Annotated in this window: 29 protein-coding genes and 1 pseudogene; 15 read left to right on the top strand and 15 right to left on the bottom strand. The window is 65.7% G+C overall.

What is annotated here, in order from left to right; all coding sequences use genetic code 11:
- Positions 1-2: 2 nt before the first annotated feature.
- Positions 3-698, bottom strand: coding sequence for a hypothetical protein (locus PW734_12265; GenBank protein MDE1171959.1), 696 nt, complete (start codon positions 696-698; stop codon positions 3-5).
- A 380-nt stretch (positions 699-1,078) separates the two neighbouring features.
- On the opposite strand from PW734_12265, the gene PW734_12270 reads away from it, so the two are divergent.
- From PW734_12270 to PW734_12305, 8 genes are all read left to right on the top strand, one after another.
- The gene (locus PW734_12270; GenBank protein ID MDE1171960.1) at positions 1,079-1,675 is read left to right on the top strand and encodes a hypothetical protein; all 597 of its coding nucleotides are present in this window, start codon (positions 1,079-1,081) and stop codon (positions 1,673-1,675) included.
- A gap of 34 nt (positions 1,676-1,709) precedes the next feature.
- The gene (gene ffh / locus PW734_12275; GenBank protein MDE1171961.1) at positions 1,710-3,035 is read left to right on the top strand and encodes a signal recognition particle protein; all 1,326 of its coding nucleotides are present in this window, start codon (positions 1,710-1,712) and stop codon (positions 3,033-3,035) included.
- A 49-nt stretch (positions 3,036-3,084) separates the two neighbouring features.
- Positions 3,085-3,324 carry a 30S ribosomal protein S16 gene (rpsP, locus tag PW734_12280; GenBank protein MDE1171962.1) on the top strand — a complete coding sequence of 80 codons (240 nt, stop codon included), beginning with the start codon at positions 3,085-3,087 and terminating at the stop codon, positions 3,322-3,324.
- A 47-nt stretch (positions 3,325-3,371) separates the two neighbouring features.
- Complete coding sequence (locus tag PW734_12285) at positions 3,372-3,614, top strand: KH domain-containing protein (protein ID MDE1171963.1); 243 nt, start codon at positions 3,372-3,374, stop codon at positions 3,612-3,614.
- A gap of 39 nt (positions 3,615-3,653) precedes the next feature.
- Positions 3,654-4,328, top strand: a complete 675-nt coding sequence (trmD, locus tag PW734_12290; GenBank protein ID MDE1171964.1) for a tRNA (guanosine(37)-N1)-methyltransferase TrmD — start codon at positions 3,654-3,656, stop codon at positions 4,326-4,328.
- A gap of 70 nt (positions 4,329-4,398) precedes the next feature.
- On the top strand, positions 4,399-4,728 hold the full coding sequence (gene rplS, locus PW734_12295; protein MDE1171965.1) for a 50S ribosomal protein L19: 330 nt from the start codon (positions 4,399-4,401) through the stop codon (positions 4,726-4,728).
- 38 nt (positions 4,729-4,766) lie between these two features.
- Positions 4,767-5,402: a ribonuclease HII gene (locus PW734_12300; GenBank protein ID MDE1171966.1), complete on the top strand. Its 636-nt coding sequence runs from the start codon at positions 4,767-4,769 to the stop codon at positions 5,400-5,402.
- The gene (locus tag PW734_12305) at positions 5,365-5,772 is read left to right on the top strand and encodes a YraN family protein (GenBank protein ID MDE1171967.1); all 408 of its coding nucleotides are present in this window, start codon (positions 5,365-5,367) and stop codon (positions 5,770-5,772) included. The genes PW734_12300 and PW734_12305 overlap by 38 nt, the downstream gene beginning before the upstream one ends.
- Here the strand turns inward: PW734_12305 and PW734_12310 are convergent.
- Positions 5,769-6,368 (bottom strand): helix-turn-helix domain containing protein, encoded by a 600-nt coding sequence (locus tag PW734_12310; GenBank protein ID MDE1171968.1) that lies wholly within the window; start codon positions 6,366-6,368, stop codon positions 5,769-5,771. The genes PW734_12305 and PW734_12310 overlap by 4 nt on opposite strands.
- A gap of 55 nt (positions 6,369-6,423) precedes the next feature.
- Here PW734_12310 and PW734_12315 point away from each other — a divergent pair, with 55 nt between their 5' ends.
- Both PW734_12315 and PW734_12320 read left to right on the top strand, forming a co-directional pair.
- Positions 6,424-6,999, top strand: coding sequence for a hydrolase (locus PW734_12315; protein ID MDE1171969.1), 576 nt, complete (start codon positions 6,424-6,426; stop codon positions 6,997-6,999).
- Entirely contained in the window at positions 6,996-8,024 is a 1,029-nt protein-coding gene (locus PW734_12320) for an AbrB family transcriptional regulator (protein MDE1171970.1), read from the top strand. Before PW734_12315 ends, PW734_12320 begins: the two co-directional genes overlap by 4 nt.
- Here the strand turns inward: PW734_12320 and PW734_12325 are convergent.
- The gene (locus PW734_12325; protein ID MDE1171971.1) at positions 8,017-8,631 is read right to left on the bottom strand and encodes a hypothetical protein; all 615 of its coding nucleotides are present in this window, start codon (positions 8,629-8,631) and stop codon (positions 8,017-8,019) included. The two genes, PW734_12320 and PW734_12325, sit on opposite strands and share 8 nt — an antisense overlap.
- 43 nt (positions 8,632-8,674) lie before the next feature.
- Here PW734_12325 and PW734_12330 point away from each other — a divergent pair, with 43 nt between their 5' ends.
- Entirely contained in the window at positions 8,675-9,403 is a 729-nt protein-coding gene (locus PW734_12330; protein ID MDE1171972.1) for a YebC/PmpR family DNA-binding transcriptional regulator, read from the top strand.
- Between the two features lie 6 nt (positions 9,404-9,409).
- Here PW734_12330 and PW734_12335 read toward each other — a convergent pair whose 3' ends face one another.
- A complete protein-coding gene (locus tag PW734_12335) occupies positions 9,410-9,955 on the bottom strand; it encodes a ribonuclease H-like domain-containing protein (GenBank protein ID MDE1171973.1) in 546 nt (181 codons plus the stop codon).
- Positions 9,956-10,020: 65 nt separating this feature from the next.
- Between PW734_12335 and PW734_12340 the strand changes: the two genes are divergently transcribed.
- The 3 genes from PW734_12340 to PW734_12350 are packed head-to-tail and all read left to right on the top strand — an operon-like array spanning position 10,021 to position 13,718.
- Complete coding sequence (locus tag PW734_12340; GenBank protein ID MDE1171974.1) at positions 10,021-10,815, top strand: DUF5069 domain-containing protein; 795 nt, start codon at positions 10,021-10,023, stop codon at positions 10,813-10,815.
- Positions 10,812-11,447: a nitroreductase family protein gene (locus PW734_12345; GenBank protein ID MDE1171975.1), complete on the top strand. Its 636-nt coding sequence runs from the start codon at positions 10,812-10,814 to the stop codon at positions 11,445-11,447. Before PW734_12340 ends, PW734_12345 begins: the two co-directional genes overlap by 4 nt.
- Positions 11,448-11,450: 3 nt before the next feature.
- Complete coding sequence (locus tag PW734_12350; GenBank protein ID MDE1171976.1) at positions 11,451-13,718, top strand: ComEC/Rec2 family competence protein; 2,268 nt, start codon at positions 11,451-11,453, stop codon at positions 13,716-13,718.
- A 1-nt stretch (position 13,719) separates the two neighbouring features.
- Here PW734_12350 and PW734_12355 read toward each other — a convergent pair whose 3' ends face one another.
- From PW734_12355 to PW734_12370, 4 genes are read right to left on the bottom strand one after another with little or no spacing between them, the layout of a single operon-like run.
- On the bottom strand, positions 13,720-14,580 hold the full coding sequence (locus PW734_12355; GenBank protein ID MDE1171977.1) for a hypothetical protein: 861 nt from the start codon (positions 14,578-14,580) through the stop codon (positions 13,720-13,722).
- Positions 14,577-15,386, bottom strand: coding sequence for a hypothetical protein (locus tag PW734_12360; GenBank protein ID MDE1171978.1), 810 nt, complete (start codon positions 15,384-15,386; stop codon positions 14,577-14,579). The genes PW734_12355 and PW734_12360 overlap by 4 nt, the downstream gene beginning before the upstream one ends.
- Positions 15,387-15,429: 43 nt before the next feature.
- Positions 15,430-15,879: an SsrA-binding protein SmpB gene (smpB, locus tag PW734_12365; protein MDE1171979.1), complete on the bottom strand. Its 450-nt coding sequence runs from the start codon at positions 15,877-15,879 to the stop codon at positions 15,430-15,432.
- A gap of 30 nt (positions 15,880-15,909) precedes the next feature.
- On the bottom strand, positions 15,910-16,161 hold the full coding sequence (locus PW734_12370) for a DNA-directed RNA polymerase subunit omega (GenBank protein ID MDE1171980.1): 252 nt from the start codon (positions 16,159-16,161) through the stop codon (positions 15,910-15,912).
- 91 nt (positions 16,162-16,252) lie between these two features.
- Here PW734_12370 and PW734_12375 point away from each other — a divergent pair, with 91 nt between their 5' ends.
- Complete coding sequence (locus PW734_12375) at positions 16,253-18,724, top strand: glycogen/starch/alpha-glucan phosphorylase (protein MDE1171981.1); 2,472 nt, start codon at positions 16,253-16,255, stop codon at positions 18,722-18,724.
- Here PW734_12375 and PW734_12380 read toward each other — a convergent pair.
- From PW734_12380 to PW734_12410, 7 genes and pseudogenes are all read right to left on the bottom strand, one after another.
- Complete coding sequence (locus PW734_12380; protein ID MDE1171982.1) at positions 18,721-19,578, bottom strand: hypothetical protein; 858 nt, start codon at positions 19,576-19,578, stop codon at positions 18,721-18,723. The genes PW734_12375 and PW734_12380 overlap by 4 nt on opposite strands.
- A 6-nt stretch (positions 19,579-19,584) precedes the next feature.
- The gene (locus tag PW734_12385) at positions 19,585-20,451 is read right to left on the bottom strand and encodes a hypothetical protein (protein MDE1171983.1); all 867 of its coding nucleotides are present in this window, start codon (positions 20,449-20,451) and stop codon (positions 19,585-19,587) included.
- A 15-nt stretch (positions 20,452-20,466) separates the two neighbouring features.
- Positions 20,467-21,990, bottom strand: coding sequence for a tetratricopeptide repeat protein (locus PW734_12390; GenBank protein MDE1171984.1), 1,524 nt, complete (start codon positions 21,988-21,990; stop codon positions 20,467-20,469).
- Positions 21,971-22,495, bottom strand: coding sequence for a hypothetical protein (locus PW734_12395; protein ID MDE1171985.1), 525 nt, complete (start codon positions 22,493-22,495; stop codon positions 21,971-21,973). The genes PW734_12390 and PW734_12395 overlap by 20 nt, the downstream gene beginning before the upstream one ends.
- Positions 22,492-22,812, bottom strand: a complete 321-nt coding sequence (clpS, locus tag PW734_12400) for an ATP-dependent Clp protease adapter ClpS (GenBank protein ID MDE1171986.1) — start codon at positions 22,810-22,812, stop codon at positions 22,492-22,494. Before clpS ends, PW734_12395 begins: the two co-directional genes overlap by 4 nt.
- Positions 22,781-23,383 carry a rhodanese-like domain-containing protein gene (locus tag PW734_12405; GenBank protein MDE1171987.1) on the bottom strand — a complete coding sequence of 201 codons (603 nt, stop codon included), beginning with the start codon at positions 23,381-23,383 and terminating at the stop codon, positions 22,781-22,783. Before PW734_12405 ends, clpS begins: the two co-directional genes overlap by 32 nt.
- Positions 23,384-23,522: 139 nt before the next feature.
- Positions 23,523-23,882: pseudogene (locus tag PW734_12410) on the bottom strand (HesA/MoeB/ThiF family protein).
- Between the last annotated feature and the right edge of the window lie 34 nt (positions 23,883-23,916).

A 23,916-nucleotide genomic window follows, 5' to 3' on the forward strand; every position in this document is an offset into this window, starting at 1 on the left:
CGCTATTGGACGTGCTGGCGGAGGAGCCCCTCCGGCCGCCAGAGGGGGAGATCCAGCCGGGCCATGCCGGAACCGTCGATGCGGCGCTCCCCGGCGGAGAAGGCGTGGCGCTGGTCGTTTACCTCCTGGGCCACGATGCGGCCGGGGCGCTCCAGGACGGCGCCGTTCCCGGCGAAGACATCCAGCAGCTCCACGCCCGCCCCGCGGGCCTGGGCGCCTTCCTTCAGGCCGGACTTGAAAACCTTCGCCCCATCCAGCACGGCGGCGCCTCCGTCCACCACGGAGGCGTTCACCTCGGAACCCCGGCCCGCCACGCGGGAATCGGTGACCTTGGAGTAAACGATGGACGCACCGTCCTCGATCGTGGAGGAGATGGCGTCGGAGGCGTGAATGCGGGCGTGGCGCACCGTGGAGTCGGCCAGGTGGGAGGTCCGCCGCAAGCCGCCAAAGACGGTCGATTCCTCGATCTCCACGCGGCCCGCCGTCTCCACCTTTCCGCCCACGGTGGAAAGGCCGGTCACGCGCGTCCCGGCGCCCAGGCGCACGCCCGGCCCGTAGACGACGGCTTCCGACCCCAGGAACGCGTCCGGGTGGACGGCGGCGTCATCCCGGACCAGGCCGCCGAGGGAGCCATCCCGGTTCGCGTGGCGGCGCCAGCGCTGGGGGGATCCGGCGGGTTCCCCGGAGAGGGATGCCACGCGTTCTTCGACTTCGGAGAAATGCATCGGGCTCTTAGGGATAGGGCATCCGGGATGCGGCGGCTTTCTTCCCCTTGTTCTCACTTGGTCCGGGGTTGCGCTCTATTTTTCCGGTCGATTATTTCGGAAAATAGCCGAATTTATTGGTATGGGCATGATGCCGCAAACCATCGAGGACCTCTCGAAATGGAACCGGGCCAGCCGCTTGGCGGAGGACCTTGTTTCCGCGCGCGCCAAGCTTCCTTCCAACGTCTTCAAATGGACGCCTCCCCTCCCGCAGGCAAAAAAGAAGGACTCCTCCCCACCTAAGTAGAAACCCCCGATTTCCCTCCCCTGGCATTACGGGGTATGCCTTCTGCTTAAATGAGCTTTGAAGGCATTTGCGGCGTCTTCTCACGCGGCAGGTGCTGGAGCGAAGAGAGGAGGTTTCCATGTCGATCGACAAGGAGTTGAAAGGGTCCATCCACGAAACGCGACCCCATAGACTCAAAGGCGCCGCCCATCATCTTTGTGAACAAGCCTGGGGGGCCGTCAACGAAAGCCGCAAGGTCATCTATCACACGCTGAAGCTGCCGGAGCCAAAGTCCCTGCCCTTCCCCGCCAGCGGGCCGGAGCAGGGCATTCTCCTCCAGCTCCTCTACGAAAAATATGTCGGGGACGAGATCACCTCTTGGTCTTGTGAAATCTGGAAGGCGGCGACTCTCCAGGCGCATCCCAAATATCTGGAGCACCTCCTGCTGGCCGCCACGTCCTATGAGTGCGCCAATCCCCGGGCGGCTTCCGTGCTGCTGGACACCTACCGGGATACGGAGGAGTTCAAGGAGCGCTTCCTCTTTCACGTCGATCACTTCATCAGCGCCATCGCCCTTTCTCCGGCTGGGCGCGTGATGTATGACGGGTTCACCCACCTGGATCTGGAGAAAAAGCCGCAGGCCGAGCGCGCCGGACGGCGCAAAAAGGCGGAAAAGGCTGATTGAACCGCCGGGCCGGGTATCTCATAGTACCCGGCCCATGCTCGAACTTCTTCAGGAAAAGCTCGCCGGCGTCTTCAAGAGCCTGCGCGGTTACGGAAAGCTTTCCGAAAGCAACGTCTCCGACGCCGTGCGGGAGATCCGCATGGCCCTGCTGGCCGCCGACGTCCACTTCCAGGTGGCCAAGGACCTGTGCGAGGAGGTCAAGCGCCGCGCCATGGGGGAGGAAGTCCTCCGCAGCATCCAGCCGGGCCAGCAGTTCGTTAAGATTTTCCATGACGCCCTGGTCGACCTTTTTGCCGAAGGCGCGGGGGAAATGGCCTCCGAGCGGCCTCTCCGGCTCCTCCTCTGCGGCCTGAACGGCTCCGGCAAGACGACCACCGCGGCCAAGCTCGGCCTGTGGTTCAAGCGTCAGCGCCAGTCCGTCGCCCTCGTCGCCGGAGACATGACCCGGCCCGCCGCCGTCCAGCAGCTTCAGATCCTGGGCCGCTCCCTGGACATTCCCGTCTACGCCTGGACGGAGGAGAAAGACCCCGTCCGCATCGTCTCCCTGGCCCGCGCCCAGGCGGAAAAGGACGGCGTCCAGGTCCTCCTGTTCGACGCCGCCGGCCGCCTCGACCTGGACGAGGGGTTGCTCCAGGAACTCCAAGCCGTCGCCGCCGCCCTGGAACCGCAGGAAACCCTCCTGGTCGCCGACGCCGCCACCGGCCAGAGCGCGGTAAAGGTGGCCCAGGCCTTCAAGGAGCGGGTCCCCCTCACCGGCATCGTCCTGAGCAAGTTCGACGGCGACGCCCGGGGCGGCGCCGCCCTGTCCATGCAGCGGACCACCGGCTGCCCGGTCAAATTTCTGGGTACGGGGGAAAAGCCGGACGGATTGGAGGTTTTCGACCCCAGCCGCCTGGTCAGCCGCCTTTTGGGGATGGGGGACGTTGTCGGCCTGGTGGAGAAGGCCCAGGAGGCCTTCGACGCCGAGTCGGCCGCCAAGATGGAGGAGAAAATCCGGAAGAACACCCTGGACCTCCAGGACTTCGTCGACCAGATGAAGATGCTCCGGAAACTGGGGCCCCTGGAGAATTTGCTTGGCATGATCCCCGGCTTTCCTAAGATGTCGGGTTCCGGTCTGGACGAGAAGCGTCTGGGGCGTGTGGAGGCGATGATCCTCTCCATGACGCCGCAGGAACGACGCAAGCCGGATATCCTCAACGCGAGGCGCCGACAGCGCATCGCCCAGGGCAGCGGGACCTCCGTGACGGAGCTAAACGACCTGCTGCGCCGGTTCGAGGAGATGAAGAAAATGATGAGCCGCCTGGCCCAGGGCGGCGGGCCGGCTCAGTTGCTGGCCAAGATGAAGGGCATGCGCGGTTAAAGAAGGATCATCAAAAAACAGAGACAATTATATGGCAGTGGCAATTCGTATGCGGCGTGAAGGGACCTCCAACCGTCCTTATTACCGGATCGTGGTCGCCGATCAGCGCAGCCCGCGCGACGGCAAGTTCATCGAGCAGGTCGGCACCTACGACCCTAAGAAGAAAGAAGACACCAGCACGCTGAAGCTGGAGCGCATCGAGCATTGGATCAAGAACGGCGCCCGCCCCAGCGAGACCGTCGCCAGCTTCATCAAGAAGGCTCGCAAGGCGGCTCCTGCCGCGGCCTAAGCGGCTTTCCACGGGATTCGGACGGGGCGTTGGGCTGATAACAGGTCATGCGCTACTTCCTTGAGCTGGTCCTCCAGCGCCTCGTCGACCATCCCGAAGAGATCGACGTGCGGCAGGTCGACGGCGACCGGCACGTCGCCTTCCACGTCTCCGTCCATCCTGACGACGTGGGCAAGGTGATCGGCAAAAGCGGCCGCACCATCAACGCCATTCGCGGCGTTCTCAACGCCGTCGCCGCCCGCCAGGACCAGCGGGTCTCCGTCGAGCTTTTCGACAACGCGGCCGCCTGACCGGCGCCGCCATTTTTCCTTCCTCTCCGCGGCAGCGCCATGCGGATCGACGTCATCACCCTTTTCCCCGCCATGATCGAGGCGGTCGCCCGGGAAACCATCCTGGGCCGCGCCCAAAAGGGCGGACGGACGGAAATCGTCGCCCATCAATTACGGGACTACGCCACGGACAAGCACCGCACCGTGGACGACCGCCCCTACGGCGGCGGTCCCGGCATGGTCCTGCGGTGCGACGTGATGGCCTCCGCCCTCCAGGACGTCCAGGGCAAGGCTCCCGCCCCCGGCCGCGTCATTCTCCTTTCCCCCGGTGGCCGCACCCTGACCCAGGAAGTGGCCCGGGAACTTTCCGCCCATCCCCGGCTGGTTTTCCTCTCCGGCCACTATGAGGGGGTGGACCAGCGCGTCGCCGATCACCTGGTGGACGAGGAACTGAGCATCGGCGATTACGTCCTGACCAACGGCACCCTGGCCGCCCTGGTGGTCATCGACGCCGTCGTCCGCCTTTTGCCGGGCGTCCTGGGCAATGAGGCCTCCGCCGGGAGCGATTCCTTTTCCGAAGGGCTCCTGGAAGGCCCCCAGTATACCCGCCCGCCGGAGTTCAACGGCTGGAAGGTGCCGGAGATCCTCCTTTCCGGCCACCACGGCCAGATCGAAGCCTGGCGGAAAGGCCTGGCGGAGGAAAAAACGGCCCTTCGCCGGAAAAAGAGCGAATAAGAGTGGCAAAAGCCCGCGAAAGGTGTAGAAAACCCCTTCCAAATTTTAAGGAAAGTCCCCGGAGAACGTCATGAAATTAATCGAAAAGATCGAGAGCGAACAGTTCAAGCAGCTCGCCAGCTTCAAAATCGGCGACACCGTGAAGGTGCACACCCGCGTCCGTGAGAACGAGAAGGAGCGCACCCAGATTTTCGCCGGCGTCGTCATCGCCCGCAAGGGACGCGGCCTGAACGCGAACTTCACCGTCCGCCGCATCAGCTACGGCGAGGGCGTCGAGCGCGTTTTCCCCGTCCACTCTCCCCGCATCGAGAAGATCGAAGTGCAGAAGTCCGGCACGGTCCGCCGCGCCAAGCTCTTCTACCTCCGCGGTCTCAAGGGTAAGAACGCTCTCGCCGTTTAATCCCCATGGCAGGCTTCGAGCCTGATCTGTTTCCGAAAGTGGCGCGTGCCGGAAGGCCGCGCCGTTTTCATTTTGAGCTGACCCTTCGCGACGCGGGCTACCGGTGCGTCGCCGGAGTTGACGAGGCGGGGCGGGGCCCGCTGGCCGGGCCCGTGGTGGCCGCCGCCGTCGTCCTTCCCATCAATTTCCGCCATCCCTGGCTGGCCGATTCCAAGACCTTGGACGCCGCCAAGCGGGCCGCCGTGGCGGAAAAGCTGATGTCCCATCCGGACGTCCTCTACGCCGTGGCGGAGGCCAGCGTGGAGGAGATCGACACGCTCAACATCCTGCGCGCCTCCCTCCTGGCCATGAGCCGCGCCGTGGGCGCGCTCAAGCAGCAGCCGGACTACGTCCTGGTGGACGGGCGGGACTATCCGCCGGTAAAGCTCCCGGCAAAGGCCGTCATCGACGGCGACCGGAAGGTGCCCTCCATCTCCGCCGCCTCGATCCTTGCCAAGGAAAACCGGGATGCGACGATGGCCGCGTGGGCCAAGGTCCACCCCGAATATGGATTCGACGTGCACAAAGGATACGCCACCGCCCAGCACCGGAAGGCGCTGGCCGTTCACGGCCCTTGCCCGATCCATCGCCGCTCGTTTGCTCCCCTGCGACCGCCGGAGAGCGCCCTCCTTTGAGACGTCCCGCCAGGCGGGACGCTATGGGGAGCGCGTCGCCGCGCGGTTCCTGAAGCGGCAGGGCTACAAGCTGCTGCTGGAAAACGTCGCCATTGGCCGGGGGGAGATCGACCTGGTCTGCCGGGAGGGGGACGTCCTGGCCTTCGTCGAGGTAAAGACCCGGGCCGATTCCCGCTACGGCGAGCCGAGCCAGGCCGTCGACGCCCAAAAGCGGGCCAAGCTGGTCCGCGCCGCGCAGTTCTATCTCCAGGAACTGCGGAACCCGGAGATCCTCTACCGCTTCGACATCGCGGAGGTCTTCCTCTCCGCGGGGCAGGTCCCGTCCTGCCGCCTGATCCGGGACGCCTTCGGCGTCCAACCTCGATCCTAGCCCCAGCGGGCGGACAGGTAGGCGGTCAGCGCCGCCTTGAATTCCGCCACACCCTCTTTCCGCCTCGCGGCGGGCATCTCCCGGCAGAAACGGCCCAGGGCCTTAAGCATGTAGAGCACCGTGGCGGCCACGGCGGCGGCCTCCGCCTTGGACGCTTTCCGGCGCCGCAGGAGGATCGTCTCCAGCCGTTTCAAGAGGAGGGAGCGGATCTCCGGCACCGGCGGGAGCTTGGCGTCCTCCATCATGGCCAGGAAGGCGGGATTGTTGAGGGATTGCATGCGCCGTTCCACGACCTCGTCCACCAGCCTGTCCAGCGGGCCGCTGACGACGTCCGCCTCGATCGCCGCCCAGGCCGCCTCAAAGGCGCGGGCGTAGCGCCAGACCAGCCCCAGGGCGATGGCTTCCTTGTTCGGAAAGAACTGGTAGAGGGAGCCGATGGAGGCGCCGGCCTCCCGGGCGATGTCGCTGGCCGTGGCCTTTTGGTAGCCGTCCCGGGCGATGACCCGGACCGCCGCGTCCAATAGGGCCGCGACGCGCTGCTCCCCGCGCTTTTGCTTCGGCAGGCGCCGAGCCGAAAAAGATGAGGACTCACTCATATTTTATTTGAACTAACATGAGGATATCCTCATGTTATGATTTCACCATCTTTTTATGAGCGAACTCATCCTTGACCCCCAGACCACGGCCCTTGTTCTCATCGACCTTCAGAAAGGCATTGTCCCGCTGGCGGCGGGGCCGCATTCCGGGGCCGATGTGGTCACCCGCTCCGTCCGCCTGATCGAGGCCTTCCGCCGCAAGAAGGCCCCGGTCGTTCTGGTCCACGTCGGCTTTCTGGATGGAAAGGACGCGCTGGCGCCTCAGGCGGATGCGGTGAGCCACTCCGCCTCTTCCTTCCCCGCGGGGTGGGACGAATTCGTGCCGGAAATCGTTCCCCAGCCCGGCGACATCCTCATCAAGAAGCGCCAGTGGAGCGCCTTCACCGGGACGGAGTTGGATCTCCAACTGCGCCGCCGGGGGATCAAGACCATCGTCCTGGCCGGCATCGCCACGCATATCGGGGTCGAGTCGACGGCCCGCATCGCCTATGAGCTGGGCTACGAGCAGGTCTTCGTGGAGGATGCCACCAGCAGCCTGAGCGCGGAGGCCCACGCGGCCTCGATGAAATTCATCTTTCCCCGCATGGGGCGCATCCGCACCACGTCGGAGGTCGAGCAGGCCTTTTCTTGAAACCCTGGTTCCTTCTCCTGGCCGTCGGGGCGGGGTTTTTGTGCCAGGCGCTCCGCCTTCCGGCAGCCTGGCTTTTTGGCCCGCTGGCGGTGACTGCGTTCTTTGCCGTGCGCGGGCGGGAGATTCCCGTGCCGCCCCGCTTCAGCTATGTGCTGGCCCAGGCCTGTATCGGCACCACCCTGGGCGCGGGGCTTTCCCTCTCCACGCTTCATCTCATGGCGGGGCACGCATGGGTGCTCGTCGTCGCCATCGTTTCCATTCTGGGGGCCAGTGTGCTGAACGGCTGGCTGCTCTGCCGCTGGACCCATATCGACGCGCCGACGGCTTTCCTGGGCACGATGCCGGGCGGCGCGGGGCAGATGGTGGCGATGAGCGACAGTCTAAATGCGGACACCCGGCTGGTGGTCATCATGCAGTACGCCCGTCTCCTCCTCATCCTGGGCACCTTGCTCCTGGTGGGGACGTTCCTCTTTCATAGCCACGCCGGGCTGGGCGGCCACCGGCCCGCCTTTCCCCTCCCCATGGGGCGGCAATGGCTGCTGCTGGCCGCCATCACGGCGGCGGGTTGGGCCGCTTCACGGTTGGAGTGGATTCCCGCCGGGACGTTCCTGGTTCCGGCGATCGCCTACATGGCGTTGGCTCTGTGCGGCTATCCTCCCGGGCGCTGGCCTGCCGGGCTTTTGGACGCGGCCTATCTTTTGATGGGGATGCGGATCGGTGCCCGCTTCGATCCGGACACGCTTACGGAAATCCGGAAGATTTTCCTCCCCCTGCTGCTGACGACGCTCCTGCTCCTCCTATTCTGCCTGGGGCTGGCCTGCTGGCTGGTGTGGGCGCTGAAGATGCAGCCGTCCGGGGCCTACCTGGCGGCGACGCCCGGCGGGCTCGACTCCGTGGCGGCCGTGGCGGCCGATCTTCATGCCGATACGGGGATTATCCTAACGGTGCAGATGGCGCGGCTCCTGGCCGTGCTGGTGGCGGGACCGTGGGTGGTCCGCTTCTTCGTCCGCCGGATGGCTACTTGATCCGGGGCTTTTCGAAGCCCGGCGGCGGCAGGGGAATCTCCATCGCGCGGCGCGCGCCGGGAAGGAAAAGCTTTGGCGCGGGAGCGTCCGAATACCATTCCAGCAGGGCCCGCGTGTCGGGCGCGGCGTCCAGTTCCGCCTGCTCGTTGGCGATGACGGTGGCCCGGGCCAAATCGGCGGTTTCCAGGCTTGTTTTGGAAAGGTCCCACAGGTTCAGCTCCGCGGTGGACTGGCCTCTGAGGACTAGGGTGGGCTGGGCCTGGTCGCAGGCGAGGAAATCGACTTGGGACTGGCCCGAAGCTTGGACGAGGGGCTGGGAGGACCCTTCCGCCGTGATGAGGGGCTGGGCGTTGCCGGAAATATGAATGTGGGGGTGGGAGATGTCCTCGGCCTCGATAAGGGGCTGGCCGGCGGAGGCGGTGATGGAGGGGTGGGCGTCTCCCTTCAGGATCAGGGTCCCCGCCTTGGCCAGGAAGCGGACCTGCGGGGAGGAATCGGAAAGGGTCATTTGAAGCCCCTCCCCCTTGATTTCCAGGAGGGTGGCGCCGTCCAGTTCCCGGGGCAGGAGGTCCCAGTCCTTCTGGGTCAGGATGGCGCGGCGGTTCATATCTTGTAATTCGGCTATTTTCGCCGGTAGAGTATCCGCTCTTATGGGTCGCCAATGGCTCCTAGCTAAACGGGAAGTCGCCTCGCTCAAGCGCTCGCAGGCGGCTGGAAAATTCCTGCGCGAAATCTCCGTGGCCGCAAAGCAGGGCGGGGCCGATCCGGCCCACAACGCCCGCCTGGCCACCGCCATCGAAAAGGCGAAGAAGGAGAGCATCCCCCGCGACAACATCGAGCGCGCCATCAAGAAGGGCGCGGGCACGGGCGACGAAAAGCTCAGCCTGGAGCACGTCACCTACGAGGGCTACGCCCCGCATAAGGTGGCCGTCATCGTCGAGGCCCTCACGGACAACGTGAACCGCACCGCCCCCGAGATCCGCGTCCTGTTCCGGGACGGCCAGCTGGGCGCCTCCGGCAGCAACAAGTTCCTCTTCGACCACGTGGGCCTGGTGGAGGCCCACCACGCCGATCCGGGCGTCGACGTGGAGGCGGCCGCCATTGAGGCGGGCGCGAACGACTTTTCCCCCCTCACCCACGAGCAGAACGACGACATTCCGGAAGGGGCCGCCGGGGCCCGCTTCATCACGGACCGCACCGCCATCCACTCCGTCGCCGTCTGGCTGGGGAGCAACGGCTGGAAAGTCGTGACGAGCGAAATGGGCCACCTGGCCAAGAGCCACCCCACCCTCAGCGAAACCGAGCGGGCCGAGGTGGGTGAATTCCTCCAGGCGCTGGAGGACCACGACGACGTCCACCGCGTTTGGGCGGCGCTCTAGGCTAGCCTAGCGCCCCCAGGAAACGGGGATCGTCTCCCGGCGCTGGGTCCGGTCGTTCACGTAGTGGACGCGGCCCTGGGCCACGCCGTATTCGTGGAGGAGCTTGGTCGCCTTCACGTCGTAGCAGCAGTATTCGGCGATTTCCTTCACCTTGCCCTCTTTCCACCATTTGAGGGCTTCCATGCCGTGCCCGGTCTTTCCCACGCCCAGGGTTTCCGTGGTCAGGGCGTCCAGGCCCAGGCGGCGGCCCAGGCCTTTTTCGATATCGGTCATCAGATCCAGGGCGACGACGCCGCCCAGGTCGAAGACGGAATAGGCCTCCAGCACGGGAAAATCGAAGCCGATGATGTTGAAGCCGATCACGCAATCGGCCTTCCGCAGCTCGTCGATGAGGAGCGTGGCCTCGTCCTCCGCGTAGATGCGGTAGGCCTCGTTGGCCGTGCTATAGGTGACGCCGATCGACATCCGCATGTCCCGCTTGTTCTGCCAGCCGCCCACTTCGCTGGCGCTTTTCTGGGTTTCGAGGTCGAAGTAGACGAGGTTCTTCTTCATGGTGTCGCGGGACGACTTTTTTAGGTGCTTTGCCGGGGCGGCGCAAGTAGGCTTCTCGATCCCCCATGGAACACAGCCCCCGCTTTCTGAAGTTGGTTGAATCGGTCATGTCCCGCGTCGCGGAAGTCGGCGTGGAGGAGGCCGCCCGCGCGGCCAAGAACGGCGCCGGCGTCCTCATCGACGTGCGGGAGGAGAGCGAGTGGCTGGCCTCCCACGCCCGCGGCGCCATCCACCTGGGCAAGGGCGTCATCGAGCGCGACATCGAGAAGCGCGTCCCCGACATCGCCACCCCCATCTACTGCTACTGCGGCGGCGGTTACCGCTCCGCCCTGGCCGTGGCCAGCCTGCAGGACATGGGCTACACCAACGTCCGCTCCGTCAAGGGCGGCTGGCGCGCCTGGCTGGCGGCCAAGCTCCCCACCACCCGCCAGCCGGAGGCCCTGCCCCGCAGCCCATATGAAAAGCTCGGCGGCGTCGTCCACCTGCCCCGCCTGATCGACAAGGCCCGCCTCTGCCCGGACGGGAAGCTCCCCGGCTACAATTACCTGACCTCCGGCACGGACAAGTTCCTCATCGACTTCCTCTGCCTGGAAGGAAAGGCCTTCGAGGAGGCCGCCCGCGACACGACGAAGGACGAGGAAGTCCTCCGCTGGATCAAGCGGACCGTCGGCCCCTCCTGGCCGGGAGACCACGCCATTGCCCAGTTCAACGAGCGGATGATCCGCCGCCGTCCGGACACCCCGGAGAAGCAGCTCCGCTTCGACGAGGAGCGGGCCAACCTGCCCGCCACCCGCCGGAAGGTGGAGACCTACTTCGACCTCATCGACCTGGAAGAAGGCCGCTTCAAGGAAACCCTATGACCGCCCCCCTCACCGTTCCCGACGCCATCCGCCATCGCCGCTCCGTCAAGCAGTTCAAGCCGGACGCCATTCCCGCCGATGTCCTGGACCAGATCGTCGAGCTGACGCTCCTGGCCCCCAGCAGCTTCAACCTGCAGCCTTGGCGCGTCGTCGCCCTGACCGATCCGGCGCAAAAGCAGGCCCTCTCCGCCGCCGCCTGGAACCAGAAGCAGATCGTACAGGCCCCGGTGGTCTTCGTCTTCGCCGTCGACCTGCGCGGCTGGGAAAAGACGATGGAGGGGGTCATCCTCAACGCCAGCCAGCTCGGCGCGTGGCCGGAGAAAGTCGCCGCTTATTTCAAGGAAGCCATTCCCGTTTTCCAAAACGGCCTGGGTGCCCAAGCCCGTGAATACGCCGTGAAAGACGCCCTCATCGCCGCCACGCACACCGCCCTGGCGGCGGAGAGCTTCGGCCTGGGCAGCTGCTACATGAACGGATGGGTGGAGGCGGAGGTAAAGAAGATCATCGGCGCCGGGGACAACCCGGACATCGCCATCGCCCTGGTCCTGCCCGTCGGCTACCCGGCGGAGACGCCGAAGTTCAGCGGGCGGCTCGACCGTTCCGTCACCTACTTCGAAAACCGTTTGAAGTAAGCCATGGAAAAGCGGGTCGAGCCGGCGCGCGCTCCGCTTTTCCTGCCCGCCCTGTCCCTGGGCCTCGGCTGCTGGGCAGGCGGCTTCTTTTCCCTGCCGCTTGTTCCCTTGGGCGGCGCGGCGGTAGCGGGGCTCCTGCTTTGGGCCTGCCTCCGGCGGGCCTGCGCCCTCCTGGCCCTCTGCCTTTTTTGCGCGGCGGCGGGCGGCCTCTTCCTGCGCCTGCCCCAGCTCCATCCCGATCCGCGGGACCTGGCCGCCCTCCCCCAGGCCAAGTTCGATAATCCGACCTGGGAAGGCCGGATCGTCTCCGTGCCTGAGTTTTATCCCGGCCGGGGCCGCAACGCGGGCGGCGGGCAGGCCCGCTTCATCGTGGCGGCGGAACGGTGGCGGACGGCGGGGGAATGGTCCTCCTGCCAGGGCCGCTTCCAGGCGGAGATAAAGGGGACCGATTCCGATTGGCGCGCGGGCCAGCACGTCCGCCTGGCGGGCCCCCTGGCCCTGCCTCCCCTCCCCGACGCCCCGGGACGCTTCAACGCGCGGGAATTCCTGGCCCATCGGGGCGTCGGCTACCGGGTCGTCGTCGCCGGGCGGGACGCGGAGCGGCTCGACGCGGGCGGCGGCATGCTTGCCGCCTTTGGCCGGGGCGCGGCGGCCCTCCGGGCGTGGGGCGTGGAAAAGCTCTCCAAGGGCCTGGAAGGCGATCCCTTGGCCGCGCAGGTGTTGGCGGGCATCGTCCTGGGGCAGCGCCACCTTGTCCCGGCGGAGACGCTTTTCTCCTTCCGCGACACCGGGGCCTATCACCTCTTCTCGGCCAACGGCGGGGACGTCGCCCTGCTCATGGCGGCTGCCTTGGCGGCGCTGCGGCTCTGCGGGCTGATCCGCTGGCGCTGGGGCTGGCTGGCCGCGCCGGTCCTGCTCTTCTACGCGCTGGTGGCGGGGAGCCAGCCCAGCGTGATGCGCGGCCTGACCGCCGCCACGGTGGTGCTGGCGGCGTGGCTGGTGGGCAGGCCGATTCCCGCCCTGCACCTTTGGTCTCTGACGCTCCTGGCCGTGCTGGCCCTGGCGCCCCAGGCGGCCCTCGACCTCGGCTTCCAGTTCTCCTTCCTCGTCGTGCTTTCCATGATCCTCCTCACGCCCCGGCTGGCGCGGGCCTTTTCCCGGCCGGGCGCGCTGGATCCCTTCATCCCGCTCCGGCTGGCCACCCCGGCGCAGAAGGCCCGGCACCAGGCCAACCGCTTTGCCAGCCGCCTCCTGGCCGCCTGCACGGCGGCGTGGATCGGGGCTTTCGGCCTGGAGCTGGCCTACTTTCATCAGATCTGCCTGACCACCGTGCCCGCCAACTTCGTCGGCGTGCCGCTGACCGGCCTCATCTTTACGGTGGGCTTGCTCACCCTGGCCGGAGCCGTGTGGACGCCCTGGGCGGTCCTCCTCAATAACGCCAATTGGCTCTTCGTGAAGCTGCTTATGGGCGTCGTGCTCCTGCTTTCCCATATCCCGCATTCCTCTGTCTACGTCGCGCCGGGCTATTACGCGGCCGGACCGGACCCGGAGATCACCCTGGCCACGGCGGGACGGGGCACCATGATCCTGCTGCGGCATGGGGGCAAGGCGTGGCTGGTGAATCCGGGCAACGCCTACGCGTTTTTTCATGAGGTCGATCCGGTCCGGAAATATTTGGGCGTGAACCGGCTGGCAGGATTCGGCGCGACGGAGTGGAGCGCGGCGGAAGCCGGGGCCGCGCCGCTTCTTCCCGGCCTCCTGCCCTGCGGCCCGGCCTTCGCTCCGCCGCCGGGCAGGCTTTCCCATGCGGGACCGTGGGCGGCGGCGTGGATGGATTCCCAAGCGGCTCCGCAGGCATGGCGGGCGGGCGACCGCATCGACCTGGGCGGAGGATTGGCGGTGGAAGTCCTCTCCCCCGATGCCGAGGCGACCGCAGCGCGGCTGGCCGCCGACCGGGCGCTGGTCCTCCGCTTCGACTATCGCGGCGCGCGCTTTCTCTACGCGGGCCACGTCGGCTTCGGCATCGAGGAGCGGGTGGCCCGGGCGACGCCGGACTTAGGTTCCGCCGTCCTGGCGCAGGGGAAGCATCCCTCCGAGGCGAACCTGACGCCGGAATGGCTGGAGCGGATCGCGCCGGTAAACGTGGTGCTGCTGGGCGCGGCGCGGACGCCGGAAGACCTGAGGTCCGCGGTATGGAATTTGGAGGAGAGCGGCGCGCTGCGGATCACACTGCGCGCCGACGGCCGGGTGGACGTTGTCCCCTGGCGCTGACCTACATTTTGTAGGGGCCTTTTTCCTTCTCTTTTTCTTTGGCGCCTTTGCCGCGTTTGCGGCTGGAGGTGAAGTCGGCTTCCTCGAAACGGGGCGGCTCCTCCTCTTCTTCTTCCAGGTCGTAGAATTCGTCCAGGTGGAGCTGGGAGAGGGTTTCCTTAGCCGTGATATGGGGGTTGGAGGCGGCCAAGTCTGTCCGGTCCCGCAGAAAGACGGGCAGGTCGATGATGACGCCGGGGCCCACCGCGCAACGGATGAGCTGGGCGCCGTTGAGAATCTGCGTCAGCTCCGGCTCGTTCCTTTCCTCCTCCCCGCCGGGCGGCAAGTCGGGATCCTCGGGCCGGGGCTCTTCCGGCATCTGGCCGATGGAGGTGCGGATGACGGCGGTGGCGGGATCGGAAATCAGGGCGTTGCCCGTGCGGCTTTGGTAGACCCACGCGCCGTCGCGAACGGTGGTTTCGGCCAGCTCCGATTGGGCGACCCAGGTGCCGGGGCCGAGGATCTGGCATCCGTCCCGCAGGAAGGTGGGGTAAAGGAGGTCGGGCTTTTCCTGGCTGGCCCCGGTGACGTGGGCGCCGTCCGCGATCAGGACGCTGCCGGAGGTGTCGACCATGGGGCCGATGATGGAATCACCTCCCACCACGGTGCTGGTGCGCAGGACGGTGGCTTCCCCGTAGACGGCGGCGTCCTCCCCGATCTCCACGCCGGGCTCGACCCGGGCGTCGCGGTGGACCCAGCCGCCGGGGCGGCCTTCGGCGTTCCCGTCGTAGCGGGACCATTCGGCCTCGTTCAGGGCCAAGTCGTCCCGGCCGGTGACTTCGCGGAGGTGGGTGCGGAGTTCGGCGAAGGTGCGCATCGTCACATCACGCGGGTTTGCTTCTTTTCCCGGGGACGGGAAATCGTGCCGGAAGAAGGACGGCCGAACGCGACTTCCCGCATCCATTCCTTGGAGGGTGCGGCGGCGTCGAGCGTTTCGGGCCGGGTTAGCGACTCGTCGGAAGAAAGGAGTTCCTGGCCGCTGCGGGAGACGGCCCGGTCCACGGCGACGCCCGGTCCCACCCGGCAATCGGCCAGCTGCGCGCCGTTGCGGACGATGGTTTCTTCCGTGTCCCGGGGGGCATCGATCTTCACCGTGACGGAGCTGCCGTAAGCGGCGGTGACATTCCAGGGCGCGCCGATGTCCGTCTGGTGGACGAAGGTGGCGGGATCGGAAACGGTGGCTTGGTTGAGATGGGACTGGAGGCTCCAGGCCCCGTCCTGGACGGAGGATTGGTTCAAGTCGCTCTGGCAGACCCAGGTCCCGGCTCCATCGACACGGCTTTCGTGCAGGACGTAGGCGTCTTTCTTATCCCGCGATTTATCGCCGGGGATTTCCCCGGTCACATGGGCGCCGCCGGAGACGACGGTGCCGCCGGAAAGGATCACATGGGGGCCGACGACCGAGTCGCCCTCGACCCGCGCGCCCTTTAAGAGGGCGGTCATGGCGCCGTAGACGGCGGCGTGTTCCCCGATATGGACGCCGGGCTCGATGCGCAGGCCTTTCCAGACCCAGCCTCCGGGGGTGCCGTCCTCGTTCTTATCGTAGCGGGTCCAGGCCCCTTCCAGAAGGGCGGCGTCCTGGCCGGTCACGGCGCGCAGGTGGTCTTGCAGCTCGGCGAACGTTCGCATCCCCCATTAATTCGGCTATTTGTGGCCGAAATGTCCCCGAAAATCAGGATCGGCGACGCAGGGTGCGGTCGAGGTCCCGCTTGGCTTCCGCCTGCTTGATGTCCTCGCGCTTGTCCCGGGCGTTTTTGCCCACGCCGATGCCCAGGAGGACCTTCAGCTTGCGGTTTTTCCAGTAAATCTTGAGGGGGACCAGCGTCCGCCCCTGGACGGAGATCTGGTCGAAGAGCTTGCGGATCTCCGCCTTGTGGAGGAGGAGACGGCGGACGGCCTTGGCCTCGTGGTTGTCGTGGACCGTCTTGTCGTAGGGCTGGATGTCGCACTGGTGGAGCCAGATCTCCCCCTTGTCGATCTTGGCGTAGGCGCCGTCCAGGTTGCCCCGGCCCAGGCGCAGGGACTTTACCTCCGTGCCGCGCAAGGCCATGCCGGCCTCGTACGTGTCGAGGATCTGGTAGCTGTGGCGAGCCTTGCGGTTCGTGATGACGTCGTCGCCCATGACGTGCCGCCCGCAGAGGGGCGGAAAGGCTTACTTGGAGCGCCGCTTAGGCGACTTCTTCAGCTTGGCGGGGGAATCCTTCGGCTCAACGAGCTCGAAGGTGAGCTTTTTATCGGCGATCTCGCGAAGCGCGATCTCCATCAGAGTCCAGCGGGGATGGACCTCGACCAGCGGGCGGGCGCCCTGACCCAGCAGGCGGACACGGCGGGAGACGACGTTGATCAAAACTTCCGGGGTGCCAACGATGCTGAGGGCTTCCTGAACGAAGGTCGAGTTGCTCATAGGGGAACGGTGAGAATGCCGGTCTTCTCCTTGGCAATCAAGTGTTTTTTCCTTGTTCATTTCTCTGAACAATCGGCTATGAGTGGGGATAATGACCCAGCCTCCCGCTCCCTTTAAGTCCGCCCTGGAAAAGTCGGCCTCCGCCCTGAAGAAGGAAATCGAGCATCACCTGAAGTTCACCCTGGCGCGGGATCCGGAGACGGCGACGATCGGCCACTGGTGGCTGGCCACCTCCCGGGCGGTCCAGGACCGGCTGATCGAGCGGATGATCGCCACGATGGCCGTCCATCACCGGCAGAACGTCCGCCGGGTCTATTACCTTTCCCTGGAGTTCCTCATGGGCCACCTCCTGAGCAACAACCTCTACAACGCGGGCATCCATGACGAGGTATTTCAGGCCCTCAAGGAGCTGGGCCTCAACCCGGACGACATCCGCAACGAGGAATACGACATGGCCCTGGGCAACGGCGGCCTGGGCCGCCTGGCCGCCTGCTTCATGGATTCCCTGGCCACGCTCGACCTTCCCGCCGTCGGCTACGGCATCCACTACGAGTTCGGCCTCTTCCGCCAGAAGTTCCAGAACGGCTACCAGACCGAATATCCGGACAGCTGGATCAAATTCGGCAGCCCGTGGGAGGTCATGCGGCCGGAGTACAAGCAGAAGATCGACATCTACGGCCAGGTGGAACACGTCTTCGACGACCAGGGCAACTACCGCTCCCACTGGGTGAACACCCGCCACATCCTGGGCATCCCGTACGACATCCCCGTCGCGGGCTTCGGCACGAACACGGTCAATGTCCTGCGCCTTTGGGAATCGAAGTCGACCGAGGAATTCGACCTCAACGCCTTCAGCGACGGCGCCTACCAGGAAGCCGTCCGCGACAAGAACCTGGGCGAGACTGTCTCCAAGGTCCTTTACCCGAACGACAAGACGGAGAACGGCAAGGAGCTGCGCCTGGTGCAGCAATACTTTTTCGTCGCCTGCTCCCTGCGGGACATCATCCGCCGGTTCAAAGCCCGGGGCAACTTCTGGCCCCAGTTCCCGGAAAAGGTCGCCGTTCAGCTCAATGACACCCACCCCGCCGTGGCCATCCCGGAGCTCATGCGCATCCTCCACGACGAGGAGGAGCTGCCCTGGAACCAGGCCTGGGACATCGTTACCAAGACCTTCGGCTACACGAACCACACCCTGCTGCCGGAGGCGCTGGAGAAGTGGAGCCTCTCCCTCTTCTCCAAGGTCCTGCCGCGCCACACGGAGATCGTCTTCGAGATCAACAAGCGCCACCTGGAAGAGGTGGAGAAGCGCTGGCCCGGCGACGTCGCGCGGAAGCGGGCCCTCTCCCTCATCGACGAAGGCCCGCCCAAGTCGATCCGCATGGCCCATCTGGCCGTCGTCGGCAGCCATTCCGTCAACGGCGTGGCCGCGCTCCACACTGCCCTGCTGAAGAAGGACCTCTTCCCGGACTTCGACGCCTTTTTCCCCGGCCGCATCAACAATAAGACCAACGGCATCACCCCCCGCCGCTGGCTCCTGGCGGCCAATCCCCGCCTCTCCGGCCTCATCACGGAAAAGATCGGCGACGGCTGGGTGCGCGACCTGGACCAGCTCCGCGGCCTGGAAAAATACGCGGACGATCCCGAGTTCCAGTCCCGCTTCATGGAGATCAAGCTGGAGAACAAGCGCGACCTGGCGAAGATCATCCACGAGGAGTGCGGCGTGGAGGTCGATCCCGCCGCCCTCTTCGACGTCCAGATCAAGCGCCTGCACGAATACAAGCGCCAGCACCTGAATCTGCTGCACATCCTGACGCTCTACCGGCGCCTGCTGAAGGACCCGAATTACCCGATGCACCCGCGCGTCTTCATCTTCGGCGCGAAGGCCGCTCCCGGCTACGACCTGGCCAAGACCATCATCAAGGCGATCAACGCCGTGGGGGCCAAGATCAACTCCGACCCGCGCATCGGCGGCAAGCTGAAGGTCGTCTTCCTGCCGAATTACCGCGTCTCCCTGGCGCAGCGGATCATCCCGGGCGCCGACTTGTCCGAGCAGATCTCCACCGCCGGAAAGGAAGCCTCCGGCACCGGCAATATGAAGCTGGCCCTCAACGGCGCGCTGACCATCGGCACGCTGGACGGCGCCAACGTGGAGATCATGGAGGAGGTCGGCCGGGAGAACATCTTCATCTTCGGCCTCACCGTGGATCAGGTGGAGGCTCTCTGGAAGCGCGGCTACAACCCGCACGATTACTACAACGCCAACGAGGAGCTGCGCACCGTCGTCGACTGGGTCGGCTCCAACCACTTCACCCCGGACGAGCCGCCCGGCGTCCTGGCCTCCCTGCGCCACAGCCTGCTGGACGGCGGCGATCCCTACCTCTGCCTGGCCGATTACGCCGACTATGTGAAGTGCCAGGAAAAGGTCGACGCCGCCTACAAGGACCCGAAGCGCTGGGCCAAAATGGCCATCCTGAATACCGCCCGCGTCGGCAAGTTCTCCAGCGACCGGACGATCCTGGAATACGCCAAGGACATCTGGAAGCTGCCGCAGGTGCCGGTCTAGCCGATCTCCTGCTCGGTCTGCGGCTGCTTCTTCCGGGGAACCAGGTGAAGCCGCCGCAGGCCGGCGATGAGTCGCGGGAACCGTTCCGGCGCGGGCGGTTGCCCCTCCAGACTTTTTCTGGATGTTGACGACTCGACCTTCAGCAGCATCAGGTCGATCGGGAAGATGTTCCCATTCTTCAGCCGCCGGAAGTTGTCCTCGTGCGCGTCGTCCACCAGGATGCCGTCCTCCGGGCGGTACCATTCCCGCTCGCTGGGACGGGCGCAGAAGCCCTCCCCGGTCATCAGCTCGGCGACTTCGATTTCCTGGATGGGGCGGTCCTCCTCTTCCGAGTCGAAGTAACGCTGGGAAGTGACGATACGCGGGGCGCCGTCCTCGTCGATCGCGACCCCCTCGAAACGGTTGTCGGCCCCGAAGATACGGTTGGCCAGGGCGAGGCGCGCCAAATATTCCGCGGGCGTGGCCTCGATGTTCTCAATGTAGTTGAACCGGGAGTTGTAAAAAAGCGTGTAGCCGAAGAAGTTGATCCCCTGGGTGACCTTGTGCACGCGGTCTTCCTGCATGAGGAAGACGTTTGTTTCGGCGGTATCGTCCGGGGAGGAGATCAGCTGGACGTGCTTGAACATGTCGGCGGGCAGGACGGCGTGGCGCTCCGCCGCCAGGGCGACGAGCTTTTCCGCCTGCTTCGCGAAGAAGGAGGAAGAACGGGCCAGTTTGGCCTGTTTTAGGGTGGCGTGGCTTTCCACGGAAGGCGCGCCCTTCCCCAAAGCCTGGGCCAGCGCCTCCAGCTCCGCCGTGGCGGCCTCGTTTTCCGGGCTGAGAATCTCCTGTCTAAGGGGTAATGGCGCGCTCATGCCCTTTTATCGTTCGTGGCCGGCTTTTTCGGGGAAAGCCATTTTGTGGGTGGGCAGCGTGATTCCGGCAAACATGTCGGCAAGGCGGGGCGGCTCCGGGGCTTTCTTTTCCCAGCCCCAATCCTTGAACTTCTGGGGGTCGACCCGGCTCAGGATCAAATCGATCGGAAAGGGCTGCCCGTTTTCCCGGCGCATGAAATTGGCCGCCTTGAAGTCGACGGCCACGATTCCTTCCTGGGGAAGATACTGATGCCATCCCCAGCTGCCGGGAGGATGAAGAAAGCCGCGCTCTTCCATGAACCGGTCGGCCTCTTCCCGGCTCAAAGTCCAGCTGTCCTTCGAGTTGAAGTAATGCTGGGACGTGGCGATGTGGGGATGGCCGTGCCGGTCGACGAGAACGCCTTCAAAGCGGTTGTCGTCGCCGAAGACCCGGTTGGACAGGGCCAGGCGGGCCAGATATTGGCCGGGAGAGGCGTGCACCACGGTGGCAAAAGGATGGACGGTATCGGCGTGATCGCAGAAAGCGGCCAAGCCGAAATAGTCGATCTGTTGCTGGGTGCCTTTATCGTATTTGTATTTCGTGACCTTGGCGACGCGGTCGCCGTCCGGATAGACAAGGACTTCCCCAGTGTCGAAGGAGATGCGGTCCCGGTCCTGAAACGCATCGCCAGGCAGGAGGCGATGGTGCTGCGTGGAGGCGGCGATGAGTTTCTCCGCCTGCCGGTGAAAGAAATCGTCCCCCCTTCCCCGGAGGAGCGCCCCTTCGGTCGGATAGGATTCCAGGGGCGCCAGACCCTCGTTCAGCTCCTGGGCCAGCGCCTCCAGCTCCGCCGTGGCGGCTTCATTTTCCGGGTTGAGGAGGGGGAACTCCATTACGGAGTAATTCGGCTATTGCCCCAAGAGACGCGCCAGATTATTCCGCGCCTTCACGTAATCGGGCTTCAGGCGCAGGGCCTCCCGGAATTGGGCGATGGCCTCCTCCATCCGGCCCATGCCGGCCAGGAGCATGCCGTAGTTATTGTGGACGACCGGGGAATCGGGCGTCAGCCGCAGGAGGATCTGGAACTGCGCGGCCGATTCCTCCAGATGGCCCGTGGCGGCCAGGGAGAGGGCCAGGTTGTTACGGGCTTCCGGCTGGTCGGGCTTAAGGGCCAGGGAGCCCCGGAAACCCTCCACGGCCTCTTCCATGCGGCCTTGCTTGGCGCGGACCAGGGCCATGTTGTATTGGGCCAGCCAGGACTGGGCGTTCCGGGCCATGACGGCGGACCAGAAGGCCTCTTGATCGTGAAAGACCACGGCGTCCTCCCGTCCCGCGAGGGAAAGGAGTAGCACAGCCAGAACCAGGAGGCCTGTGACCGTCCGGCGCCGCCCGTCCCGCAGCCGCCGCCGGGTTTTTTCCGCCCCCGCCGCCGCCAGGCCGACGATGCCGATCAGGGAGAGGTAGGCGAAGTGGTCGGCCACGGGAGAGAACTGAAGGTAAGACATCGGGATAAGGCCCAGCACCGGCACCAGGTTGAGGACGAAGAAGCCGACGCCGAAGACGAATCCCCTGCCCCAGGTCTTCCATCCCAGCCAGAGGGCCAGCGCCAGGACCGGCAGGAAGGCGAGCCAGAGGAGGGAGGGGGCAAAGGGCGGGTAGATGGGCAAAAGCCCGAAGGGCCAGACCGCTTTCCAGAAATAGAAAAGGAGCGCGTGGAGCGGCGATCCGCTAGCCACGGCTCCGGCGGTCCGGTGGGCCTGGAACCAGGCCGTGACGAGGCCCAGCACCAGCGCGACGGCTAGGAACGGAATGATGGAGAAGAAGTCACGCGCCTCCAAGTCCCCCCGCCGCCACCAGACGTAGAGCAGGAGGATGAAGGGGAGCATGACGACGGAGGTCTTGCAGAGCATCGCCGCGGCGAACCAGGCCACGGCGATCCAAAGGTCCCACCGCCGCCCGTGGGCGTGGAAGGCGACGTAGGCGCTCATGGCCAGGAGAAGCGGCGGCAGGGCGGTGGTGTTCTTTTCCTCCGCGATCCAGGCGACCGACTCGACGACGACCGGGTGAATGGCGAAGAGGAGCCCCGCCAGCCATGCGCCGGGGACAGAGAGCTTCGCCAAAAGCCGCCACAGGAGGAAGGCGGCCAAAAGGTGCATGCCCAGCGTGGCCAGGTGATAGCCTAGGGCGTGCCCGCCCCAGAGCTGCCATTGGATCCATTGCAGGGTCGACTTAAGCGGGAAGTAGTCCGGCTCCGTGGGGGCGAACCAGATTTTGAGCAGGCCGCCCGGTTCCTGGATCGGCCGGTTGGCGGTGATCTGGAAGTCGTCGTCCCAGAGCCATTCGCCGGAAAGGGCGGGGGCAAAGACCCAAAACCCGGCCAGGAGAATGGCCGCAGCCTGGAGCCAGAAAAGCCTACGACTCGCTTCCGCCATCGCTCAAAGCCGCCAGGCAGTTTTCCATCACGTAGGCCAGGAAGTGAATCTCCCAGACGGCCCGCTGCATCTCCCGGGTGGGCAGGGCCGCCGGATTGACGTCCATCTGAGTCTCGCCGATGCCGTTGAGGGCCGCCAGGAGGAGCCGCCGCTCGTTGAGGATGGCCAGGAAGGCCTCGATCTCGTCGTCGTCCAGGGTGAAGAGGTCGTCCCCCTCCCCGGTCAGGTTCCCTTCCGCGCCGAGCCACTGCTCCAGGAGCTTGGCCCGGTCGGAGCGCCAGGCCAGGCGGGTGTCCCGCAGGTCGGAGGCGGCCTCTTCCAGGTCGGCGTCCTGGGCCTGCCGGGTGGAGAGGAGGCCGGTCCAGTAACGTTGGAGCCGCTCCGGCAACTGCGCGGGGTCGATCTCGTACATGTTGAAGGTCTCGACCAGGGAGAGGATGAGAAGCTCCTTCTCCGAGTTCTCGAACTCCAGGGCCAGCATCCCCTCTGCGAAATGGGCCTTCATGCCTTCTCCAAGGTGGCTTGCAGGCCGAAGGACTGGAGCTGGTGGACGATCAGCTCCGCGTGCTCCCGCGTCTCCGTGGCCACCAGGCTCTTCCCCTTCGTGTGGACTTCCATCATGTGCTTCTCCGCGTCCAGGCGCGGCATCTTCAGCACCTTTTGGAAGACGAAGGTGACGTAGGACATGGTGTTGATGGGGTCGTTCCAGACGATGACGCCCCACCCTTTTTCGAAGGCCTCGTGGACGTGGGTGGCCACGTCCTCCTGCTCCTTCGTGGCGGCGACGGGGCTAATAGGTCGGCACGGAAGGGTCGATCTCATGGCTCCAGGCGTCGATGCCGCCGACGACGTTCTTGATCTTGCGGAAGCCGGAATCGTGGAGGAACTTCGCCGCCTTGGCGCTGCGGCCGCCGACCTTGCAGAGGACGGCGATTTCCCGGCTGCTGTCCAGCTCGTGAATGCGGTGGGGCAGCTCTCCCAGGGGGATGAGGCGCGCGCCGGGAATGCGGGCGATCTCGTATTCCTGCGGCTCGCGCACGTCGATGAGGTCGAAGTCCTTGCCGGCGTCCAGGTCCCGCTTGAGATCGGCCACGGTCGTCTCTCCCACGCCCTGGGCTTGGGTTTCCGCGGTGGGGACGGCCTGCATGCCGCAGAAGGCCTCGTAGTCGATCAGCTCGCGGATGGTGGCGTTTGGCCCGCAGATGGGGCACTTCGGGTCCTTGCGCAGCTTCAGCTCGCGGAACTTCATCTTCAGCGCGTCGAAGAGGAGGAGGCGGCCGATGAGGGGCTCTCCCACGCCGACGACCAGCTTCACCGTCTCGATGGCCTGGATGACGCCGATGACGCCGGGCAGGACGCCCAGGACGCCGCCTTCGGCGCAACTGGGGACCATGCCGGGCTCCGGCGGCTCCGGGTAGAGGCAGCGGTAGCAGGGGCCCTTTTCCCCCCAGAAGACGGAGGCCTGCCCGTCGAAAGCGGAAGATGCTGCCGTAGACGTTCGGCTTGCCGGTGAGGACGCAGGCGTCGTTCACCAGGTAGCGGGTGGGGAAATTATCCGTGCCGTCGACGACGATGTCGTAGTCCTTGATGATCTCCAGGGCGTTGTCGGAGCGGAAGGAGGTCTCGTAGGCCTCCACCTGCACGTAGGGATTGATCTCTTTCATCGTCTCGATGGCGGAGGCGATCTTCGGTTTCCCCACGTTGCGGGTCTTGTGGATGATCTGGCGGTGGAGGTTGGAGTAGTCGACGGTGTCGAAGTCGACCAAGCCGATCTTTCCGATGCCGGCGGCGGCCAAATAGGCCAGCAGGGGGGAGCCCAGGCCCCCGGTGCCGATGGTCAGGACCCGGGCGGCCTTGAGCTTCTGCTGCCCGGCCAGGGTGAACTCCGGCATGATGAGATGGCGGCCATACCGCTTGATTTCGTCG

Source organism: Verrucomicrobium sp. (genome assembly GCA_028283855.1).
Classification (GTDB): Bacteria; Verrucomicrobiota; Verrucomicrobiia; order Methylacidiphilales; family GAS474; genus GAS474.

Excerpts from the sequence above, each read along its gene's own strand:
- PW734_12340 (MDE1171974.1), top strand. The coding sequence starts at position 10,021 with ATGGAACACAGCCCCCGCTTTCTGAAGTTGGTTGAATCGGTCATGTCC.
- PW734_12330 (MDE1171972.1), top strand. The coding sequence starts at position 8,675 with ATGGGTCGCCAATGGCTCCTAGCTAAACGGGAAGTCGCCTCGCTCAAG.
- PW734_12380 (MDE1171982.1), bottom strand. The coding sequence starts at position 19,578 with ATGAGCGCGCCATTACCCCTTAGACAGGAGATTCTCAGCCCGGAAAAC.
- smpB (MDE1171979.1), bottom strand. The coding sequence starts at position 15,879 with ATGGGCGACGACGTCATCACGAACCGCAAGGCTCGCCACAGCTACCAG.
- PW734_12285 (MDE1171963.1), top strand. The coding sequence starts at position 3,372 with ATGCGCTACTTCCTTGAGCTGGTCCTCCAGCGCCTCGTCGACCATCCC.
- PW734_12370 (MDE1171980.1), bottom strand. The coding sequence starts at position 16,161 with ATGAGCAACTCGACCTTCGTTCAGGAAGCCCTCAGCATCGTTGGCACC.
- PW734_12390 (MDE1171984.1), bottom strand. The coding sequence starts at position 21,990 with ATGGCGGAAGCGAGTCGTAGGCTTTTCTGGCTCCAGGCTGCGGCCATT.
- PW734_12350 (MDE1171976.1), top strand. The coding sequence starts at position 11,451 with ATGGAAAAGCGGGTCGAGCCGGCGCGCGCTCCGCTTTTCCTGCCCGCC.
- PW734_12310 (MDE1171968.1), bottom strand. The coding sequence starts at position 6,368 with ATGAGTGAGTCCTCATCTTTTTCGGCTCGGCGCCTGCCGAAGCAAAAG.
- PW734_12335 (MDE1171973.1), bottom strand. The coding sequence starts at position 9,955 with ATGAAGAAGAACCTCGTCTACTTCGACCTCGAAACCCAGAAAAGCGCC.
- PW734_12405 (MDE1171987.1), bottom strand. The coding sequence starts at position 23,383 with ATGGTCCCCAGTTGCGCCGAAGGCGGCGTCCTGGGCGTCCTGCCCGGC.
- PW734_12360 (MDE1171978.1), bottom strand. The coding sequence starts at position 15,386 with ATGCGAACGTTCGCCGAGCTGCAAGACCACCTGCGCGCCGTGACCGGC.
- PW734_12375 (MDE1171981.1), top strand. The coding sequence starts at position 16,253 with ATGACCCAGCCTCCCGCTCCCTTTAAGTCCGCCCTGGAAAAGTCGGCC.
- rpsP (MDE1171962.1), top strand. The coding sequence starts at position 3,085 with ATGCGGCGTGAAGGGACCTCCAACCGTCCTTATTACCGGATCGTGGTC.
- trmD (MDE1171964.1), top strand. The coding sequence starts at position 3,654 with ATGCGGATCGACGTCATCACCCTTTTCCCCGCCATGATCGAGGCGGTC.
- PW734_12395 (MDE1171985.1), bottom strand. The coding sequence starts at position 22,495 with ATGAAGGCCCATTTCGCAGAGGGGATGCTGGCCCTGGAGTTCGAGAAC.
- PW734_12325 (MDE1171971.1), bottom strand. The coding sequence starts at position 8,631 with ATGAACCGCCGCGCCATCCTGACCCAGAAGGACTGGGACCTCCTGCCC.
- PW734_12345 (MDE1171975.1), top strand. The coding sequence starts at position 10,812 with ATGACCGCCCCCCTCACCGTTCCCGACGCCATCCGCCATCGCCGCTCC.
- rplS (MDE1171965.1), top strand. The coding sequence starts at position 4,399 with ATGAAATTAATCGAAAAGATCGAGAGCGAACAGTTCAAGCAGCTCGCC.
- ffh (MDE1171961.1), top strand. The coding sequence starts at position 1,710 with ATGCTCGAACTTCTTCAGGAAAAGCTCGCCGGCGTCTTCAAGAGCCTG.
- PW734_12385 (MDE1171983.1), bottom strand. The coding sequence starts at position 20,451 with ATGGAGTTCCCCCTCCTCAACCCGGAAAATGAAGCCGCCACGGCGGAG.
- PW734_12315 (MDE1171969.1), top strand. The coding sequence starts at position 6,424 with ATGAGCGAACTCATCCTTGACCCCCAGACCACGGCCCTTGTTCTCATC.
- clpS (MDE1171986.1), bottom strand. The coding sequence starts at position 22,812 with ATGAGATCGACCCTTCCGTGCCGACCTATTAGCCCCGTCGCCGCCACG.